This is a genomic window from Ignavibacteria bacterium (assembly GCA_016707005.1).
In the GTDB taxonomy this organism is placed as follows: domain Bacteria; phylum Bacteroidota; class Ignavibacteria; order Kapaibacteriales; family Kapaibacteriaceae; genus UBA10438.
The window spans coordinates 100,142-121,350 of record JADJIQ010000001.1; the positions used below are offsets into that span (position 1 = coordinate 100,142).

General features: G+C 50.1%; 14 protein-coding genes and 2 pseudogenes. 14 read left to right on the top strand and 2 right to left on the bottom strand.

Annotated elements, in window-relative coordinates; translation table 11 throughout:
• The first annotated feature begins 23 nt into the window (after nucleotides 1–23).
• Both IPI29_00540 and IPI29_00545 read left to right on the top strand, forming a co-directional pair.
• Complete coding sequence (locus tag IPI29_00540; GenBank protein ID MBK7411030.1) at nucleotides 24–5,063, top strand: choice-of-anchor D domain-containing protein; 5,040 nt, start codon at nucleotides 24–26, stop codon at nucleotides 5,061–5,063.
• 10 nt (nucleotides 5,064–5,073) lie between these two features.
• Nucleotides 5,074–6,249 (top strand): NAD(P)/FAD-dependent oxidoreductase, encoded by a 1,176-nt coding sequence (locus IPI29_00545; GenBank protein ID MBK7411031.1) that lies wholly within the window; start codon nucleotides 5,074–5,076, stop codon nucleotides 6,247–6,249.
• 165 nt (nucleotides 6,250–6,414) lie between these two features.
• On the opposite strand, the pseudogene IPI29_00550 reads toward IPI29_00545, so the two are convergent.
• Nucleotides 6,415–7,540: pseudogene (locus IPI29_00550) on the bottom strand (IS3 family transposase).
• An 810-nt stretch (nucleotides 7,541–8,350) separates the two neighbouring features.
• Between IPI29_00550 and IPI29_00555 the strand changes: the two are divergent.
• The 7 genes and pseudogenes from IPI29_00555 (at nucleotide 8,351) to IPI29_00585 (ending at nucleotide 13,669) form a co-directional block, all read left to right on the top strand.
• Entirely contained in the window at nucleotides 8,351–10,558 is a 2,208-nt protein-coding gene (locus IPI29_00555) for a T9SS type A sorting domain-containing protein (GenBank protein MBK7411032.1), read from the top strand.
• Nucleotides 10,559–10,688: 130 nt separating this feature from the next.
• A complete protein-coding gene (locus IPI29_00560) occupies nucleotides 10,689–10,976 on the top strand; it encodes a transposase (GenBank protein MBK7411033.1) in 288 nt (95 codons plus the stop codon).
• Nucleotides 10,973–11,188 (top strand): hypothetical protein, encoded by a 216-nt coding sequence (locus tag IPI29_00565; GenBank protein MBK7411034.1) that lies wholly within the window; start codon nucleotides 10,973–10,975, stop codon nucleotides 11,186–11,188. The genes IPI29_00560 and IPI29_00565 overlap by 4 nt, the downstream gene beginning before the upstream one ends.
• Complete coding sequence (locus IPI29_00570; protein ID MBK7411035.1) at nucleotides 11,178–11,624, top strand: DDE-type integrase/transposase/recombinase; 447 nt, start codon at nucleotides 11,178–11,180, stop codon at nucleotides 11,622–11,624. Before IPI29_00565 ends, IPI29_00570 begins: the two co-directional genes overlap by 11 nt.
• Nucleotides 11,621–11,863: a transposase gene (locus IPI29_00575; GenBank protein ID MBK7411036.1), complete on the top strand. Its 243-nt coding sequence runs from the start codon at nucleotides 11,621–11,623 to the stop codon at nucleotides 11,861–11,863. The genes IPI29_00570 and IPI29_00575 overlap by 4 nt, the downstream gene beginning before the upstream one ends.
• Nucleotides 11,864–11,971: 108 nt before the next feature.
• Complete coding sequence (locus IPI29_00580) at nucleotides 11,972–12,622, top strand: hypothetical protein (GenBank protein ID MBK7411037.1); 651 nt, start codon at nucleotides 11,972–11,974, stop codon at nucleotides 12,620–12,622.
• A gap of 278 nt (nucleotides 12,623–12,900) precedes the next feature.
• A pseudogene (locus IPI29_00585) lies at nucleotides 12,901–13,669 on the top strand (nucleotidyltransferase domain-containing protein).
• Between the two features lie 42 nt (nucleotides 13,670–13,711).
• Here IPI29_00585 and katG read toward each other — a convergent pair.
• Nucleotides 13,712–15,880, bottom strand: coding sequence for a catalase/peroxidase HPI (katG, locus tag IPI29_00590; protein ID MBK7411038.1), 2,169 nt, complete (start codon nucleotides 15,878–15,880; stop codon nucleotides 13,712–13,714).
• Between the two features lie 970 nt (nucleotides 15,881–16,850).
• Between katG and IPI29_00595 the strand changes: the two genes are divergently transcribed.
• The 5 genes from IPI29_00595 to IPI29_00615 all read left to right on the top strand — a co-directional run bounded on the left by IPI29_00595 (nucleotide 16,851) and on the right by IPI29_00615 (nucleotide 20,886).
• Entirely contained in the window at nucleotides 16,851–17,927 is a 1,077-nt protein-coding gene (locus tag IPI29_00595) for a T9SS type A sorting domain-containing protein (protein ID MBK7411039.1), read from the top strand.
• Between the two features lie 243 nt (nucleotides 17,928–18,170).
• Complete coding sequence (locus tag IPI29_00600) at nucleotides 18,171–18,629, top strand: SRPBCC domain-containing protein (protein MBK7411040.1); 459 nt, start codon at nucleotides 18,171–18,173, stop codon at nucleotides 18,627–18,629.
• Nucleotides 18,630–18,736: 107 nt separating this feature from the next.
• The gene (locus IPI29_00605; protein ID MBK7411041.1) at nucleotides 18,737–19,285 is read left to right on the top strand and encodes a GNAT family N-acetyltransferase; all 549 of its coding nucleotides are present in this window, start codon (nucleotides 18,737–18,739) and stop codon (nucleotides 19,283–19,285) included.
• Between the two features lie 159 nt (nucleotides 19,286–19,444).
• Nucleotides 19,445–20,005, top strand: a complete 561-nt coding sequence (locus IPI29_00610) for a Fic family protein (protein ID MBK7411042.1) — start codon at nucleotides 19,445–19,447, stop codon at nucleotides 20,003–20,005.
• Nucleotides 20,006–20,061: 56 nt separating this feature from the next.
• The gene (locus IPI29_00615; GenBank protein MBK7411043.1) at nucleotides 20,062–20,886 is read left to right on the top strand and encodes a hypothetical protein; all 825 of its coding nucleotides are present in this window, start codon (nucleotides 20,062–20,064) and stop codon (nucleotides 20,884–20,886) included.
• The last annotated feature ends 323 nt before the right edge of the window (nucleotides 20,887–21,209 follow it).

Consider the following 21,209-nt stretch of genomic DNA (forward strand, 5'->3'; position numbering starts at 1 on the left):
GTACTTCCAGATCGGACCAGCCTATGAGCGCATGGATTCGCGTTCTCCTCATCACAGTCTTTGCCATGCTTTCTGTGCCAGTTCAGGCGCAGTTCCCGCCTGCGTGTGATTCGCGCAAGGACTGCATAGGGCAGGCCGTAACGTTCAGCGTTACGAGTGGACGGAATGCTCACTTTCTAGAGCTTCTTCGCAATCCTGTAAGGGCCAGACAAACGGCCATGACATTTGAGATGTGGGTACGTGTGGACCGTCAGGCCGGTCTGCGCCAGTATCTCGCCGGACTCTGGGGTCCGAACAGTGATTTCAACGACGTCTTCGTTCTCTACATCGATCAAAACGACCAGCTCACGTTTGAGGTCAACAGCGATGTTGCAACGCTGCAAAGCGTGGACAATACCATCGTCAGCACCAGCGCTCAGGCGCTCTACTCCGGTTGGCATCACATCGCTGCCGTGTTCGACGGGGCTACACAAAGTGTCTCGCTCTATATCGATGGTGCGATCGCTGCTGGACCGGTAACGAATCCAACCTACCCAGCACAATACCTGAAGCCCCTTGACAGACCGGATCTGCCGTTGCTGATCGGTTCGTTCAATGGTATGGCCGATAATCAGAATCTCTATCGCACCTTACTTGGTCAGGTTGATGAGATCCGTATCTGGGATAAAGTACTAACGGCATCAGAGATCAACTGTCAGAAGGATCGTTCGCTCAATGGCAACGAGGCCGGACTCCGTGCCTACCTGCGTTGTAACGAACCGCTCAACAACATCAATAACTGTTGTGATGCAACAGGCAATGGTCACACGGGTCAGCTGCGTTCAGGAGCATCGAACAAGGCTTCTACTCGGGTTGCTCCGCGAACACTCACGGTAAGTCCCGCGTCGATCAAGGAAGAGATCAAATGTGATACAACAAAGTCGTGGACCTTTGTACTGAGCGACACATCAGCCTGCGGCAGCGCTGCTGCTCTTGTGATGCGCGGTCCGGAAGCAGCGAACTTCACGGTTGCACCTACAAGTGTTACGCTCACGCCGGGTGTACCAGTTTCCGTCACTGTAACATATCGCGGTGTGAACGTTGGCAGCATCATCGATACACTCGAAGTGCGTCCAACCAATCGATGCGGACTTCCGAACACGCGCATTCGATTTGAGCTCAATCGTATCACAGAGGTTGGTATATCGCGCGGACGTATCGCCTACGATTCATTGTGGGTAGGGTGTACCACTACGCCATACATCGACTCTCTTCTGCAGATCTGTAATACGTCGGATCAGCTAGGTCAGCCACGTACCCTTACCATCAGCAACATGGCGGCCAAGGAGCCCCTTGGATATCGAGTTGTTGGTGTGACCTTCCCACTCGTGCTAGCTCCCGGACAATGCACAACGGTTGTTGTCCGCTGTCTTGTGCGAGACACCACGGCGGACTATCTCGATACGCTGCAGATCTTCTCCGATGATCGGTGTCAGCGCACACCTCTACGTGTTGCTCTTGCGGGGCGCTCACAAGAAGTGATCTCAATCCGTTCCTCAGATGGCCAGAGCAGGGTTGATACAATGAGATTCGAGCCAACCTGTCCTGGACTCTTGAGCTCACCGAAGAACTATACGTGGCAGAATCTAACCCTCACGCCAATTCAGATCGATACGATCATCGTACCGCCGGATTTCACGCATTACCGCATACGTTTGCCCTTCGCGCTCAATCCTAAAACAGGGTACCCACCAAATGCCGTGAGGTTCTTGCCACGTCAGCCGGGCGTGGTCTTTGACTCCATCGTCATACGAACGAAGATCCAAGGTTGTGTGGTAGAGAAGAAGCTTTACGTTACCGGGCGTGGTCTCGACAACAAGGTTGAATGGTCGGTGAACGGCCTCGTGGACTTCGGGAATGTGATCGTTGGTCAACAACGTACACTCAGCGTAACGGCACGCAACAACAGCAAGTTCGATGCACTCAATGTTGCACTCTATGTTGAAAGGGGCGAGTCATTCGCCTTGTTGAACGGTACGGGTCGCAACATCCGTCCAGGGGATTCCACGGTGATCCCTGTTACGTTCCGCCCAACTGATTCACTTCAGTACATCGACCGACTCTGTCTGTTTGAAACACGCTGCTACACGGTGGACTGCATCGACCTTAAGGGGAAGGGCATCCTTCAGACCTTCCGTCCGAGTCCGCTCGTACTGGAAACACAGAACGTGATCGCCTGCTCCGAGCGTGAAGATTCTGTCTACATCGTAAACCTGTCCAATCAAACAGCAACGATCGATTCATTGACCTTCGTTGATCAGAGTGGTGGACGTCTTACCGTGCTCGATCCGCCACTTCCGTGGGTGAACAAGGCCATCACCATTCCTGCCCGCGACTCAGTATTGTTCAAAACACGATATCGTCCGAATGACGTAACGCAGGACCGTGCGGATCGTGCCTATATCCGTTATCGTTCCATTGATCGTGCAGAGTGGCAGGTACAGATCATCGGCACATCGGCAACGCCGAAGTTGTTCGTTACGCAGCTTACAGCGTTTGGTATCGCTGAGGTTGGAGACGTACGTCAGGCACAGGTGATCGTAGAGAATACATCATCGTTGCCAGTGAGACTGGACAGTCTTTCCATCGGTGCCGGTTTTGTGATCCTCGGTACAAGTCGCCCCCTGCCCCTTACCCTTGCTCCGCGTGATTCTATCCGAGTGGATATTGAATTCCGTCCGGATGCCGCACGTACGTTCGATGCAGACCTCATTGCCTACTCGTCTGACCCGTGTGTGATCCGTGGTGTTGGAAAACTGAATGGTCGAGGTGTTATCCTCAAACTCGAAAGTGCCTTGAGTCTTGTGAACTTCGGCTATGTGCGTCCGTGTGAGTGTATTGAACGGACGATCGAACTTCTCAATGGTTCGCAGGTCTTTGACATGACCGTTGATTCGATGTGGATCGATTCAACCGGTGTGCCTGGTGGCAAACCGCAGTTTTATACATGGAGGTCAAAGTTCTCTCCAACGGGTGCAGTGCCGTATACGATCCCACCGGGAGAGAGAGACACCGTGATCCTTTCGTTCTGTCCGCGCACACCTGCAGAGACGGCACAGATGGAGTGTAGAGCTGCCTTGCACGTAAAGGCGTTTGGCTCTCAATGGAGTGCTGAACTCGAGACCTTCCTGATCGGGAAGAGGGCCCTCACCTTCAGACCAACACCGTCATCGATCCAGTTCCCGTCGGGAGTTGTTGATGTGCTGAGTCCAACAGCGTTGAGTGTTGTTGTGAAGATCCCTGATTTCACGTTGAACCCTGGTCAGGATAGGGTAGTGATCGACTCGATCACTTTTGAACCCAACGAGCGTGTCTTCTTCCTCGACGCGCCACTCACCTTCCCACAGACGATCGATCCGGGTGACTCCCTTGTTATCACATTGCGTCAGCGCCCACGAGCCCCTCGCGACTACCGTGCACGCATGAAGCTGTGGATGAGCACTCCATGTGTTGGCTGGGATACAACGGTCCTCGTACGCGGAGCCGGTTTTGCTCAAACAAAGGGGCTTCGTTTTGCCTACGATCTCAACAGGTCACTGCCCGACACCTTCGCCATGGTGTCCTGTGATACGTTAGCAGTGCCTATCTACAGCTCCATCACCATCGATGCCTCGGTGGTAGATATCGGAATGCGTGTTGATGTTGATTCAACACAGCTGCGCTTGTTGGATGTTACGGCTCCGGTGATCGGAAGCTTCTGTACATCGGCAACAGGGGGCGTGCAGTATAGTCCGTCTCTGACCTTTGCACCGTCTCCGTACGGCGGACAACAACTCACGCTCAAGAACTTCTGTCGGATCGATTCGCTCTCTCCTTTCGCCGTGATGCGATTTGTAACCGTCAGCAACAATCGTGCGAACAGCAGACTCACCATCGACAGTATCAACTTCGATACAGAGGATGTGATCCTGTACCGACTCATTGCTACGGGTGATCGTGGTACCATCCTTGCCTTGAAGTCCGACATCAACATCTCGCAGCCAACAGCCTTCGACTCAGTGCGTATTCTCGACTGTGCGGATCGTACGATCACGGTCTTCAATACAGGCGACATCACCAATACGCTCGACCAGATGCTTGATCTGCCGGCGTATACCACGGTACTCAGCTCCGTCCCGGCACTGGGAGATTCGGTGCTCGCCGGCGATTCCGCCGTTGTTACGCTCCGCTTCTGTCCACGAATGGAGCGGTCCGTAGATACCAACGTGATCGCTGTGAGCGCCTTCCCATGCGAAGTGCGAGACACAACAGCTGTAACCGGTTTCGGCTACGCTCCCGAGCTGGATGTCGCACTCGCACCAACACGTACACTCTTTATCCCGGATTCCCTCACAGGTGTGATCGGTGATACTATTGAAGTTCCGGTGATGATCGAGAAGGACATCTCGGCCACCTACAATGGCGTTACCTACTTCATGAATGGCTTGAACTTCGATGTTGTGGTGGACCATGCGCCCCGTTCCTTGAAGTATATCGATGCCTCGTTTGTGGCTGAGCCAAATGCAACCACGATCACACCAACCTTGGGCTCGGTGCTCATTGAAGTGCGTGGTGCGGATACCATCGCTGCCGGACCGATAGCCACGCTGCGATATGTTGCCATGGTTCCTGAGGTGCAATCCACCGACATCACTGTTTCCTCGAGTGGGTTTGTGTCGGACTCCTTGCAGTTCCTCGACATTCTTCCTACAGGGGGCAGGGCACCATTCGTCACCGGCGGCAAGTGTGAGATCACCGTTGTGAAGTTCTCTACGGTTGGCACACCGCGCATGAACATCCATCCGCAGCCTGTGCACGATGATGCCGTTGTGACCTTCCGCATGCAGGAGACCGTTCCTGTAACGTTGGAGATCATCGATGCACGAGGTCAGGTTGTGAAGAACCTCCTCGATGGCTCTGTGGTTCTGACAGGGGGCGAGTACAGCGTCCGCGTTGGCACCGCCGATATGTCAAGCGGGATCTACTTCGTCCGCATCGGTGCAGGCGTCTTTAGCTCCGTGTCTTCCTTCATCATCGCAAAGTGACCCTAGGGTGATCGATGTTGTCGACGTGATCATCCTTGGCGCAGGAGCTGCCGGGCTGCACTGTGCTGCATTCGCGGCATCAACAGGGAAACGTGTTGTTGTGCTCGAGCACAATGACAAGCCCGGAAAGAAGATCCGTATCTCAGGGGGTGGACGGTGCAACTTCACTAATCGTGAGGTAACACATCGGAACATGATCTCGCAGAATCCCAACTTCGCACGTTCTGCATTATCGAGATACACACCGCAAGACTTCATCGACCTCATCGAAAAACACAAGATCACTTGGCACGAGAAGAAGCTGGGTCAGCTCTTCTGTGACGACTCAGCCCAACAGATCATCGACATGCTCATTGCCGAATGTGAGGCAGTGAAGGTTGAGTTGCACTACAACGTCACCGTTCGACTCGTCTCCCATAGTGATCACTTCATTGTTGTCACCGACGAAGGTGATCTCCATGCGCGCAATGTTGTTGTTGCAACCGGCGGTTTGAGTATCCCCGCACTTGGTGCATCCAATCTCGGTTACCGCATCGCATCACACTTCGGACTACCGATCGTTCCAACAGCACCGGCATTGGTGCCCCTTACCTTCCCTCCATCATTTGGGGCGAGATGGAAGGGGCTTTCCGGGATCAGTGTTGATGCCAACGTCACTTCCGGCGACATCTCCTTCCGCGAGAACATCCTCTTTACGCATAAGGGGCTGAGCGGTCCGGCCATCCTTCAGATCTCATCGTATCTCGGTGATGATCAGACCTTTGAACTCGATGTATTGCCGGACGATTCCCTGAGCAGTCTTGTTGAGGATCTTCCCGGTGAGAAACGTCACCTCGCAACCATTCTCTCGCAACGCCTGGCTCAGCGCGTTCTTGATCAGTGGAACGACCCAACGCTGGATCGGCCGGTAAACTCCGTTCCCAAGAAGCAGCTCGAAGCATGCATCCAGAACTTCAAACGATGGTCGCTCACAGCCAACGGCAACGAAGGCTATGCAAAGGCAGAGGTCACCAAGGGTGGAGTAGACACCTCATGTCTGTCATCGAAGACCATGGAGTGCACCACCGTACCCGGACTCTTCTTCATCGGAGAAGTAATGGACATCACCGGCTGGCTTGGCGGGTATAACTTCCAATGGGCCTGGTCGAGTGCGTATGCGGCGGGGATGGCGATAGCGGGGGAGTAGTGGGGATGAGGCCAGTTGGTTCACAAGTAATCGAGTTCTAACTTTCGTATCAACCGAACCACTACCGCTTAGGCCGGGAACTCTGTATACCAGAAATGACAATAATGAATCCACTTAAAGCATTTGACCTGCCCCCGTTTGTTGGTCCACCTGTAATGTTAGTCATTATGCAGCGAACCTGAAAATGGTTGGTTGTATAGATTCGGGTGCCGGTGGTCGATACCCGAGACTGCTGTGCGGACGTTTGGTGTTGTAAAAGCGTCTCCATTGTTCAATCAGGATCTTGGCTTCGAGCAATGTGTGGAAGATCTCGCCGTTGAGGAATTCGTCTCTCATCCGGCCGTTGAACGATTCGACGTATCCGTTCTCCCATGGACTGCCGGGTGTGATGAACGAGGCTTTGATGTTCAGTTTGTCAAGCCAATACACGAGATGCTTGGCAATGAACTCTGGACCATTGTCACTACGGATATGCTCTGGAGTGCCATGCCGAGTGAAAAGGTCAGCCAAGATATCAAGCACGTCTATAGCTCTGATTCTACGCGCTGCGTGACATGCCAAGGCTTCGTGCGTGAATTCATCGATGATGTTGAGCGTCCGGAACTTGCGTCCGTCACTGGTTTGATCAGTGACGAAGTCATAGCTCCAGACATGGTTCCAGCGCTAGGCACGCAGACGCACAACCGACCCGTCCGACAGGAACAGCCGTGCTCGCTTGGGTTGCTTTGATGGCACCTTGAGTCCTTCTTCGCGCCACACGCGGTAGACGAACTTGTGGTTTACCTTCCAACCCTCTCCCTGCATGAAACCCCATATCATCCGATAGCCATAACGTCCATACTCCTTTGCCAAGGCTATGATGCGCATACGAGCCGCGTCATCTGCCTTGCGTTTGAGTGGCTCATGACGCTGCGTCGAAAGTATCTGCCCAAGAGTCTTGCATGCCCGTCGTTGGCTCACATTTAAGACGCTCATCACATGATGAACTGCCTCTCGCCGCCTGGCGGGGGGCTCAGAAGTTTCCCCGGGCTACCTCCTTGAGGATCTGGTTGTCAACCGTCAAATCCGAAATAGCTCGTCTCAAACGCCGGTTCTCGGCCTCAGGATCCTTGAGCTTCTTGACCTGCTCGAGTCCCACACCGCCATAGATCTTGCGCCATCTGTAGTACGTTGCTTCCGTGATCTTCTGATCTCGGCAAAAGGCATCAATAGTGCCTCCCTTCGATACGATCACCTCAGCTGCTCGCAAGATCCCTATGATCTGCTCTTCTGTATGATGTTTCCGTCCCATACCTCGCTCCTTTCGACCACCAAACTATCATTTCAGTTGGTAGTATTTTGGGGGAGCACGTCATAACTTAGTATTGCGTTCAAATGTTTTGCTCACATAGTTTTCAGGGAGACAAGAATGAGGGTCACACGATTACTTAACGACTGTGGAATCGCATTTAATGCATCTCGTAAAAAGAGTTTCTTGGTGCGATACTTTGTTGCGTTGGCACTACTAATTTTTGCCTAGCCGCCACTCAAACGACATCTTTGGCACAATGCCCGACCGGCTACACTTTCTACACTGAGACAATGAGCGTGCCGAAGCCAGGCGGTGGTTGCTGCACTATAACAGTCGAGTATTGTGTTAAACTGGCGACTACGATAGAAGTCCAAGTCGGTAAAATCCATATACCAAGTGAATGCGGCCTGCCAGTCAGTCCATCATTAATGGATAGGATTGGAAAGAAAATTATCTATCGCATGACAGTAAGAGGTGATATTGATGGTACAATTACACCTTGCCCATGGACCACAGGCTTTGCAATACACTTTGGTTACGGCAGCTGCTACCAGTGGACTGGGACAATACCCGGGACCTCTACCAATACATATTCCCCTTGCGGACCAACGGAGTGTGTAAAGTATTGCGCATTGTGTATTGCGCCGGGCGATCCTGACCCCTGCACTGGCGAACCACAAGTACACTTCGCAAACTGCACATACTCAGGTCTTCCGTGTCCATCAACCACTGGGCCATGCCAGATAAATACTTGCACAAGCCCGTAGTCGTTTTGGGAAATCGCATTATTGAATCGCAGGAGGATTGTAAATGATTACAACCATAAGAATTGTGTCCGTCCACTTGTTTGTGGTTTCTTTGTTCTTTGCAGCGCCTGTTATCAGCCAGGTCCATAGGGTCTTGCCATTCACAATCGTGAGCCCTGTGGCAGTTACTGAACACGATGGTTCACTAGTGGTTTCCTTTGCAAATGGGCAAATCGCTGTAGCGGACTCATTGTCAGGTTACACTTTGATTAGAACCCCGGATGGAGATTACGTCAGCGACGTCGTGTCAAGCAAAGGGAAGCTATGGATTCGAACATCACAGGGGTGGATTAGGTGCACGGCTGATAATGGAGCTTCGTGGATATCCACGGAGAGGCAATTCCGGACTTTGAATTCTAGCGATGCAGGTGACGTGGTGGCCTCGAATGACGAGCAAGTCGTCCTCTTGCGATCGACAATGAGTGCTATAGATCAAGATGTAGTCAGGACACTAAAAGACAATCTGTGGTTTCGTGACGTCATCGTTCAAGGTGACACCATTGTTGGTATCGACCCAAGTGGAACAGCACTCTACTCAGCCGGTAATGGGGAGGACCTGATTCGTACCCCATTACTTGAAGACTCATATCGTCGACTAACACTTGATCGAAGAGGACGGCTTTATGCTGTTACCGACATGGCGAGACTTTACGTGCAAGGGAACAGTGTCAGAGATCAAATGAAAATGGCGTTGGAGAATGGAACAAACTATCGCGTACTCAGTACCGTAAAACAGACAACTGAAGACGGTACAATAGATCTAGTAGTTGTGGTGCAACAAAGGTCTGGCAACGGATTCGCCTCTACCATGGTTGCGTTTAGTGAAGATATGCCACGGTTCACGATCTTCCCGGACACACTTGCAAATTTTAACGTTGGAACTATTGTCGACTCCGTTGTTTATATAGCAAGAATGGAGGGCGGTCTGTTTTACTCTGTGCGAGATAAGTGGCACCAGGTATCTGGAACGCTTTCTTCCGAACTGAGGAGCGCTAATCACTTCGCGGAGTTCTCGAGTGCCCAAGTTAAAGTGTTGCGTTACTCTTTTGAAATGCCGACTTGGCCTGCCCAACTAACTGTCTTTGCAGACGAAGCTTTGGCCGCCAAATTCAATTCTTATGATGAGCCTAAAATGGACTCTATTGGGGCAGTGTCCATGTTTGATCAGTCTCCAACGTCGGGATGCCTTATTGCTGGAACCAAGGGCCTAGCGTATGCCACTAATGTAAATTCTAGCTGGGACAGTCGCCTAAAAGGCGAGATAGGAGCTCTGTTAAGATTAAAAGATGCAGGCGTTATTGCGTCTTTAGGTGGGAATCGAGTGGCTCTTTCGCGTGACAATGGTGTGGACTGGCGCACTTATGTCCTCTCTGGCATTTTCGGGGGGTTCTATCGTGCGCGAGAGATTGGAAAGTTCTTTGCCCTCGATGGTGGATTTGGATCCTATGTCATAACTCGAGATCCGACTGCCGATACCTTGGTGCCTCTACGACTGGTTAATAACTCGTTTGCAATTGGCGCCTCAGGTGATACAGTTCTTAGCGTAGGAATGTACAAAGGATTTCCACAGCCGAATACTGGCAGAATCGTGTTTCGCAGGAATGTCGGCACTCAAATACTCGATTCAAATGTTGTTAGCATTGAGAAGCCAGTCAACCTGTTATCATTAAAGATACTCCAACTTCCAAATGGAGTTCTGTTGTATGATCGTATTGAATCGAGAATGATCTTGATTCGAAATCAAGAAATTGTCCGAGATGTGACTCTTCCTTGGTCTCTTAGAGAGCCGTTTCAATCGAGTACTTCCACAAGTGCCGCCATATGGCATCCCTCCTTACTTGTTCGCTGCGTACCAGACCTGGGCGTCTGGGACACGATTGATTTAGAAGACTACTTTGGGTCTACTACCATTGTTGATCAGTTTGATTTAGATCGAAATCAAACCAGATGTAGGCCGAATCCGGTTTCGGAAACTATCTATTTCGATATTGGTGAGTTCGGAACTGCTGGCAGGAGAGATGCGACACTAAAACTCTTCACGTTGGACGGAAAACTTGAACGAGATTATTCGGCACAACTTTCAATCGATAATAGCAGCAAAGGACTTGATTCTCTAGCCTTAGATGTATCCGGGATTTCCACTGGTTCATATCTCATTGTTTTTTGTTGGCCGAAAGGTGTACGCTCTACCAAAGTGGTGATTGAGCGATAGATTTCTGCATGTCTATTCCGTTAGCAGGTCGACATGATCCAAGTATTTCTTGTAGGGGTGCATGATCTTCCCCCCGTTTAGTTGACAGTTAGTACGATCTCCATTGCTAATATTACAGTGGAGGTTCGACATGGAAAAGGGAAAACGGGGATACCGTTATGACGAGGCGTTCAAACGAGAAGCAATCGCCCTGGTCATCGAGAAACACATCCCGCTATCGAATGCAGCCAAGCAACTCGGAGTTGCCGAAGAGACGCTGCGACAGTGGATCGCCAAGTCTGGTTTGAAGCAACACGCTGACGAACAGAAGTCGGATGCGCAGCGTATTCGCGAGCTGGAGCGTGATCTCAAGCAGGCCAGGATGGAGCGCGACATCCTAAAGGAGGCAGTCGGTATCTTCGTTCCACGCCCGAAATGAGATACCGCTTCATGGACACCCATCGGGCGCAATGGCCATTGGCAGCAATGTCGCGTGCATTGGAAGTCAGTCGCCAGGGCTATCACGCTTGGAAACGACGTGAACCTTCACGCAGAACAATACGTCATGCAACGGTACGCCTGCGACTCAAGCGGATCTTCGAGCAGACAAACGGCTCGTACGGCAGCCCGCGCATGACGTGTGCTGCGTAATGAAGGCGAGATCATTACGCACAAGACCGTCGAGCGGTTGATGCGCGCAGAGGGCTTGCATGCAAGCCGCAAGCGGCGATACCGTCCGACGACCGATTCAACGCGTACTCTCGGTCCGGCACCGAATCTGCTGCAACGAGCATTCAACGTTCCGGTGATTGATCGTGTATGGGTCAGTGACTTCACCGAGTTGCCGTGTCGTAACGGTAAAGCTTATGCAGTGGCAATTATGGACTTGTGCTCGCGACGTATTCTCGGCATCACCGTCTCGCACAACATGCAAACGAGAACGCTCATTCATACGCTGAATCAAGCGTGTCATGTTCGGCGTTCACGGCCAACAGAACCGATCGTGTTTCATTCAGACCAAGGAGTCAGTACAACGCAGATACATTCAGAACAGAACTGGCAAAGCGCAACTTTCAACAGAGCATGAGTGGTAGAGGCAACTGCTACGACAACGCGCCGATGGAGTCCTTCTGGGCTCGTATGAAGACAGAGCTAAAGCACGAAATGCTGTTTGATGACCTGCGCCATGCGCGTGGATGCGTCTATCGATGGACGCATCTCTTCTACAATCGCCAGCGGCTACATTCCGGCATCAATCATTTGACGCCAGTACAATTCGAAGAAGAGCTAATTTCACAACAACGAGATCAACCTACCTGTCTATGAAAGCGGGGAAGATCATCCTGGCAAAAGCTGGAAGTACGTTCAAGTATCTGAAAGAGTTGGAATGACAAATGCAATGGAAATAGGGACCGGTTCTGTGCTCCAAGAATCGTGAAGCGGAGACTCATCATATTGGCAATGACAATTGTACTGGTATCCGGAGGCATGATCAATCTGACGGCTGAGAGAATGTCTTACGTAACAGTTAAGGACACTCTTCAGACTGTATCGTCGGTCAACAGTAGACCGAAGCTCCAAATCAAAGACAAATCGCAATATGACCAGAAATTTATCGACGGTCTTGCAGACTATTATGAGTCAATCAGACTCGAGAATAACTATATCATAACTTCAGACACGACATATTTCCCAGCAGAACCAGCTCTGGATAGCGCCACAACATTTAGTGGAATAAAAGACGGAAGGAAATATGTTCTTACAGTTACACGCACCAACCTGACTAATCTATACTACATCTTTCAGATTATTGACAAAGACAACAAGACAATTGTCAACAAATCAGGAGTGGCGATATTGAGTTCAATGTTCTTCCTTGCTAGTGAAATTGACACTGACGACCAAACTGGTATCGGTTACGGAAGCAGTGAGTATTGGGACACAACAAATAGTTGCTTCTTTGCTATAAGAATTGGAGAGAATGACAACAACGGGAAGTTGCGAGCCGCGCTAACATATGGATGTGAAGAAATGGGCAAACTAGATCTCGATCTGGATGATTGCCCAACTTTAAGGACAGACTAAGTGTGAATGTTTCTTGTGGTAGTTCTGATCTGAGAATAAGCACATGAATAGCATAGATAAGCAACGTCTAGAGAATGCTTTCTGGCTGCTGGAATCTAGAGAGAATCGATATATTCTGCAGCGTCAACGCAGTATTCTTAGCAATAGCGTACCCATTGTCTTCTCATACAGTGGGCGCGTTTCCGCTGGTATATGATTCAGATCATCAACAAAGTATATCTGGCAGATCGTTGAGCCCCTTTTATCACGTCGTTTACAAACACGAAGAAGAAAAGACCATGATCGCTGAGATACAATTGGAATTAGACCGCCTTGAGCAGGAGCATGACATCAAGATCCTCTATGCAGTAGAGAGCGGTAGTAGGGCATGGGGCTTTGCATCAACCGATAGTGATTGGGATGTTCGCTACATCTATATCCATCGATTGGAATGGTATCTCCAGATCGACGACAAGAAGGACAGTCAGGAAGAAATGCTGCCAAATGACATTGATCTCGCCGGATGGGAGCTGAAGAAGGCTCTAAGACTGTTCCGTAAGTCTAACCCTCCAATGATGGAGTGGCTGGGTAGCCCCATTATCTATTCAGAGAATTTCTCAACGGCAGAACGTCTCCGCGAATTGTCGAAGGAGTATTTCAGTCCTAAGTCGTGCCTCTACCACTACCTATCAATGGCAGATGGAAATTGCAAGGACTACCTCACACGCGAGCTCGTGCCGGTAAAGAAATACTTTTACATGCTGCGTCCAATTCTTGCGTGTGATTGGATCGCGGAAAATGGGACGATGGCGCCTACGGAGTTTGATGTCCTCCTCAATAGCCAAGTGTCTGACTCGCGTGCGAGAAGAGATCGACGAACTGCTCCGTAGAAAATCTGCCGGAGAAGAACTGACTCAGGAACCACAGAACATTGTTCTGAGTGACTTCATCAAGAAGAAGATCGAATACTACAAAGAATATGTAGCGCAGTATGGGGCCTTTGAACAGCCCCCTACACAGATGCTCAATGAATTGTTTGCCTCTACTATCAAAGAGGCATGGGGCTAGGGGCCACACCCAAGGGTGAGGCCCCATCCTCCATTATCTATCTTAGAGATCGAACCGATCAAGGTTCATCACCTTATTCCATGCAGCAACGAAGTCGTGTACAAACTTCTCTGCCGCATCATCACTTGCGTATACCTCTGCAAGTGCGCGGAGTTCGGAGTTTGAACCGAACACAAGGTCTGCACGAGTTCCTGTCCAACGAACAGCACCGGTCTTGCGATCGACGCCTTCATAGATACCCTTCTGCGAGGTTGTGCGCCATTCCGTTGCCATGTCCAGCAGGTTTACAAAGAAGTCGTTGGTGAGACTTCCTGCACGCTGCGTAAGGATGCCATGCGTAGAACCATTCACCGTAACGTTCAGTGCACGGAGTCCGCCAACAAGCACGGTCATCTCCGGAGCCGTAAGCGTAAGCAGCTGTGCCTTGTCTACAAGGAGTTCCTCGGCGGCCGCGGTCACTTCCGACGCAACGTAATTCCTGAACCCATCAGCGCGAGGTTCGAGAACGCCAAAGGATTCAACATCCGTTTGCTCCTGTGTTGCATCAACTCTGCCAGGTGTGAACGGCACTACGATGGAATGTCCTGCTGCCTTTGCTGCATCTTCCACAGCAACACATCCACCAAGGACGATGAGGTCTGCCAGTGAGATCGTTGAGGTAGAACGGATCTTCTCTAGTGCAGAGAGTACAGCAGCGAGTTTCTGTGGTTGGTTTACTTCCCAATCCTTCTGAGGTGCAAGACGAATACGTGCGCCATTGGCTCCACCACGCATATCAGAGCCGCGGAAGGTTGAGGCAGATGCCCATGCCGTTGTGGCGAGATCCGTTGATGAGATGCCTGAAGCACGGATGGCCGACTTCAGTTGTGCGATCTCTGCTTCAGAAACTGGCGCATGGTCAGCAGCGGGTAGCGGATCTTGCCAGATGAGTTCTTCAGCTGGGACTTCCGGACCGAGGTAGCGTGCGCGTGGCCCCATATCGCGGTGTGTCAGTTTGAACCACGCACGTGAGAAGGCGTCGGCAAATGCCTTCGGATCGTTAAGGAACCGTCGCGAGATCTGCTCATAGATCGGATCGAAGCGCAGCGAAAGATCCGCCGTTGTCATCATTGGACGGTGTTTCTTTGTCGGGTCATGAGCATCCGGGATCATGTCTTGTTCTTCCACGTCCTTCGCAAACCATTGCCAAGCACCGGCCGGACTCTTTCCAAGTTCCCATTCATACTTGAACAACATTTCAAAGTAGCCGTTGTCCCATGTTGTTGGGTTTGGCTTCCACGCGCCTTCAATGCCACTCGTGATCGTATCTCCGCCCTTGCCTGTGCCCATGGAGTTGCGCCATCCCAATCCCATCTCTTCTAGTGGTGCACCTTCCGGTTCTCTGCCTAGATGCGACTCCAGACCTGCACCGTGCGCCTTACCAAAGGTGTGTCCGCCTGCAACCAGGGCAACTGTCTCTTCATCATTCATCGCCATACGTTTGAACGTTTCGCGAACGTCCTTGCCTGATGCTACTGGGTCGGGGTTACCATTCGGACCTTGTGGGTTCACATAGATCAGACCCATTTGCACTGCTGCAAGGGGGCTCTCCAGTTCCCGATCTCCGGTATACCGCTTATCGCCAAGCCATTCAGCTTCTGCGCCCCAGTAGATGTCTTCTTCCGGTTCCCAGATATCGGCACGTCCGCCGCCAAAACCGAACGTGGGAAGCCCCATTGATTCAATCGCGACATTGCCGGCCAGGATCATAAGGTCGGCCCAGGAGATCTTCTTCCCGTACTTCTTCTTGATCGGCCAGAGGAGTCGACGAGCCTTATCCAAGTTCCCGTTATCCGGCCAGCTATTCAGTGGAGCAAACCGTTGATTGCCAGTGCCGCCGCCGCCACGTCCATCGAACGTGCGATACGTACCTGCGGCATGCCATGCCATGCGGATGAAGAGTCCACCATAGTGTCCCCAATCCGCCGGCCACCAGTCTTGCGAATCCGTCATCAGCGCGCGGAGGTCATTCTTCAGTGCTGCATAGTCCAGCGACTTGAATTCCTCTGCATACGAAAACCGCTCATCCATTGGGTTGGACAGCGCGGAGTGCTGTCGGAGGATGTTCACTTTCAATTGGTTGGGCCACCAATCACGATTACGTGTACCTGACCCTGCACCTTGTTTAACTGCGCCACCATGATAGGGGCATTGTTCAGAATTCGTATCCATAGGGCATCACATTCGTTTGTGTTGATAATCACAAAATTACGACAAAGCACCTGACGGCTGGAGAACAATACCAGTAGGGGGCGAGTTCCAATGGGCAGGGCGAAGGGGCGAAGGGGCGAAGAGGCAGTCGTCATCCCGAGCGGGGCCTGTCCTGCCGAAGGGAGGATCGAGGGACAGGGCGAAGCCGTGGGACCTCAGCTCTCCCCCGACCCCTCTCGCACGCTTCGCTCGAGAGGGGAGCCGGTACGTGTGGTGAGGTCATGACGTCACTACGTCATAATGTCATTTCGTCATGTCGTTAGGTCCCTCGTCGCTCGCCTGGATTGTTTGCTAGAGAAACGCGAGCACCATCATAGATGGTGCTCGCGTTTCTTCATTTGACACACGGCGGATTCAGCGTCATCCCGAGCGGAGCGAGGGATCTCGTTCGACAATTCAGGGAGCAGCGTCATCCAGAGCGGAGTCGAGGGACGCCGTCTTCCCGACCGAAGCCAAGGGTCCTCAGCTCACCCCCGACCCCTCTCGCACGCTTCGCTCGAGAGGGGAGCCGGTGCGTATCAACTGTGTAACAACCACCCAATCAATCAATTGGATTCAGAAACTGATCTTCGCTATTTTCAGAAAGACACCCGAGTTGCACACCCATTTTAACAACCAGGCCTATCTACACATCCGCAGTCCATTCGATGACTTATAAACTCAATCACCCGAGTTATTGAAGGCACTAGAAGCACCTAATCGAACGATAGGTGGGTGTTTAGTTTGTTGAGTGAGGGGTCAAGGGGAGTTAGTGGCAAGTTCATTTGACCTCACTCCAGAAGCGGACAGGCTGTTGTTTCGACAATGCACAAGGAAAAATCTTGATTGTAGCGACCAATGAAGAGAAGATAAGTGAAGACCAGAGACCACCTACAAAACCTGGCGATATTGAAAAGCCAAATGAGCAGGGAGTAGCTATATGAAAACTGTAATGAACACAATCATTGTGCTAACCTGCATTATGGTTAACAACATTAATGGACATGGTGAAGAAGAAACTACTATCGTTTCAGGAATCAACCGATTCCAAGATTCAGATGTTACTCATTGTCTGAAAACAAACATTTATGATTGTGACACAGTCTATTCTTTTGATACCAGACCAAATCCTAGTGGGTTGACGTGGGATGGTCAAAATTTGTGGTTTGTTGGTACTTCTTACATATATAAAGTGAGTACTACAGGAATGTATCTTGATTCTATTATCAATCCAGCTTCAAGCAGAGATTATAGAAACGGAGACCTAGTATATGATGGTATGAATTTATGGTATGCAGATGAAGAGTCAGCCAAATTGTTTAAGATAAATCCAGCAAATGGTGATGTTTTGCAGCAAGTTGATTTGCCATCCTTTGGTCAAGTTGACCAAAATGGTTGGGGATTAGCATGGGACGGTATAAATATCTGGCATAGCCAATATGAACCACCGAGATTGTACAAATTAAACGGTACTAATGGAAGTGTTGTTGATTCACTTATAACAGCGTCAGGTGTTCTTGGTTTAGAATGGATAGATGGAAATCTTTACGGCACAAATGCTCTTTATCGTAGTAGAAATGGTACGCAATTGTATAAAATTGATTCACAGACTGGGGCATTTCAAGATTCTACGCCTTGGTGTATTCCACATTCACTTGGCTTGACTTGGGACGGCAGTTCTCTTTGGAATATAAGTGGGTCGGAATCAGTTTATGGAGGTCGTACCGGAGGAAAACAAAAAATATATCGAGTAAATTCTGGGATAATATCTTCCGTCAATGAGCATTCAACTATTGATAGATCTATAGAAATATTTCCAAATCCGACAACTGCAAGCATTTCAGTAAGAGGAGAAAACATTGAAACAATCGAAATCTTCAATGTGCTCGGAGAAAAGACATATACAACGTCAGTATATAATGATCAAACGTTAGAAGAAATAGACCTTACTGCCTTTCCCAAAGGTACTTGTTTCGTAAAGATTTATGACGGGAAGAAGACTTATACGAAGATAGTAGTGATACAGTGATCTCCCCCCCCCTCCCCCTTTATTTATTGAGTTGGCAGAGAATCAATGACCTCACCACTTCACTATTAAAAGGTCCCGTCGTTCATACCCTTGCACTTGGTGTGCTAGCTAAATGAACTGAGCGTCTACGCCTCATTTATCACACCCGAGGGAGCATGTGAGTATGAAGGCGTAGTCCGTGCTAAATTCGCTGCATTGTGAAAAACAGTCTGGATTGATCAACCAACGGGGCACGAGATTCTCATGAAGAAGACAACGTTCAACATCAACATTGATGCTCCGGCTGATAAAGTCTATGATGTTATGCTGGGCATCAGCAACAAAGCAACGTATGAGCAATGGACTGCCCCTTTCAATCCGACATCTAGCTATGAAGGAAGTTGGACCAAGGGAAGCAAGATCCTGTTTGTTGGAACAGATGAGAATGGTGAAAAGGGAGGTGTGGTTTCCAGAATAGCCGAGATCACGCCGAACAAGTTTGTGTCGATTCAACACTACGGACTTGTGAAGGCCGAGGTGGAGATAACAGAAGGTCCAGAGGTAGAGAAGTGGGCCAATGGATATGAAAACTATACCTTCGAAGAATGTAACGGGGCTACTGTTGTCACGGTGGACCTTGACATTACAGAAGACTTTACGGATTATATGAATGAGACGTATCCTAAAGCGCTCAGCACATTGAAAGAGATGTGTGAAAGGTAAAAGGTGACCTCAACGTCACGATGCATGCTAATATGGAATCACCAGTATAGGAACGCCGGTGCCCAGGCCTTGGAGTGAAATCAAAAGTGAATGACCCTTCCAGAAAAGTGAGATATCACATTGAAACGGAAAGACTGATTCTTCGAGAGTTGCGAGATAGCGACTTGAAGGATTGGTTCGAAATGGATTCAGATCCTGAGGTCCATAGGTATCTAGGAAATCAACCGGTAAACGATATCGAGCAAATTGAAGGCGCTTTTCAATCTATACGTCAGCAGTATGAAAGTAATGGAATTGGACGCTGGGCAACTGTTGAAAAATCGTCTGGGAAGTTCATTGGTTGGAGTGGTTTGAAGCTTGTCAGAGAAGTGGAAAACAACCATATCGACTACTATGATGTGGGCTATCGTCTGAACCCGAAATACTGGGGTAAAGGATATGCAACCGAATCTTGTAGAGCTGCATTGGACTTTGGTTTTACTACCTTGAACGTCCTTGAGATCATTGGAAGTGTTCATGAAGAGAACAAAGCATCCAGAAGTGTACTGGAAAAGTGCGGTTTACGATTTGTTGAACAGTTCATGTGGAATGATGTTCGATGCGACTGGATGAAGATCACACGGGAAGAGTGGCAGATGCAGAGGACGCTCCTGTAGCCTGAAATGATCACGTTCTGCTAGTGTTATTCCTCCGACAGACAAGTGGGGCCGTGTTTGTCATTGCGTCACTCCGTCATTCCGTCACTTCTTGTTCGGGCTATATTGCAGGGTCTCAGGCTAGGCCATAATGACACAAACCAAGGCATGTACTCCGCCATGAAAAACATCGACAAGCAGAGTTTAGAGAAAGCCTACCAGCTGTTTGAAACAGGTGATATTGAGAGGATGGAGGTCGGCAGTACGAAGGGGCTTCTGCAGATTCATCAGTATCTGTTCGACGGTCTGTATGACTTTGCGGGGCAGGTACGAACCTCGAACATCGCTAAGGGCGGATTTCGCTTTGCCACCGCGTTGTATCTCAAGGAAGCCTTGGAGAAAATCGAAGTGATGCCCCAGACAACGTTTGAAGAGATCATTGTCAAGTATGTGGAGATGAACATTGCTCATCCGTTCCTAGAGGGAAACGGTAGGACCATGCGAATCTGGCTGGACATGATCCTCAAGAAACAACTGAGGAAGGTCGTGAACTGGCAGCTCGTAAGCAAGGACCTCTATTTGCAGGCCATGGAGCGAAGCCCAATCAATATGCTAGAGCTGAAGACCCTTCTCGCCGACAAACTGACGGATGATGTAGACAACCGTGAGATCATCTTCAAAGGCATCGAGCAATCATACTACTATGAAGGGTATGAAAAGGGTAGTGACGATCAGGAGTGATTAGAGCTGAAAGGCATTAACTATTAGCAGCATTACAACCACAAACCGACAACCAGATGAAAAGTATTCTCCTCTTGATGTTGGCACTGACGCAGATCTCCGTTCACGGTCAGACAACTGACGGGTTTACGTTCAGGATCCAGTACAAACCAGAAACAACGTATACCCAGACGATGGAACAGTCCTCCCATTCGGACATTAAGTATTCGGGCTCCAAGGAATTCCTTCAAGTGCTGAAGAACAAGGGAGTGCAGAATCCGACCGTTACGAATAAGGTGTCAACAACCGAGTCTGTAGTCAAGACTGGAAAAGTAACCGATGGGGCACAGTATCCTCTGACCATTGAGTTTGTGAAGTCAACAAGCAGTGATGGGAAGAACATCATCCCCAACGGAACAGTTATCTATGGTCGTGTATCGAGTGGTGCAATGCCTACGCTCGACTCCGTGGTATCGAGCGGATTAGAGGAGGGGTACAAGAAGACCCTTCTACAGGCAATGCAAAACACTTTTTCACAGCTTTCATTTCCCGAGAAGAAGATCAAGGTTGGTGAGAGTTTCTCAATAGAGTCGCCACTCTCGATTCCTGTGGCCGGCGTGACCATTGAGATGACGATCACGACAACCTATACGTTGGTGAGTGTTACGAACGGGATCGCCAACATCAACGTGTCGCAGGCATATAAAATGAAGGCGAATGTGTCGAAGTACTCAATCAACGCCACAGGCAGTGGAAAAGGCAAGATGCTATATGATGATTCCATAGGTGCCATGATCAGGTATACCATGGACACGGAAATGACGGCTGATATGAAGCTAGAACAGTACGATCTGTCTATACGTTCAAATATCAGCGTGATTCAAACGACGTCCGTACAGTGACCGGGTCAACCTACGTATCACGTAGATCGGAAAAAGAACGGTCTGAAATTGTCCTGTTCTGCTAGTCATCGTCCTTCGTCTGAATGGAGCCGGTACGTATAGTGAGGTCATGATGTCATAACGTCACAATGTCATAACGTCATGTCGTTAGGTCCCTCGTCGCTTCGGGCGAGGCGGGGCCTCGCCCCTACGCTCCTCGGGATGACGCTGCTCACCTGGATTGTTTGCTAGAGAAACGCGAGCACCATCATGTATGGTGCTCGCGTTTCTTCATATGAGACACAGCGGTAGCAGCGTCATCCCGAGCGGAGCGAGGGACCTCG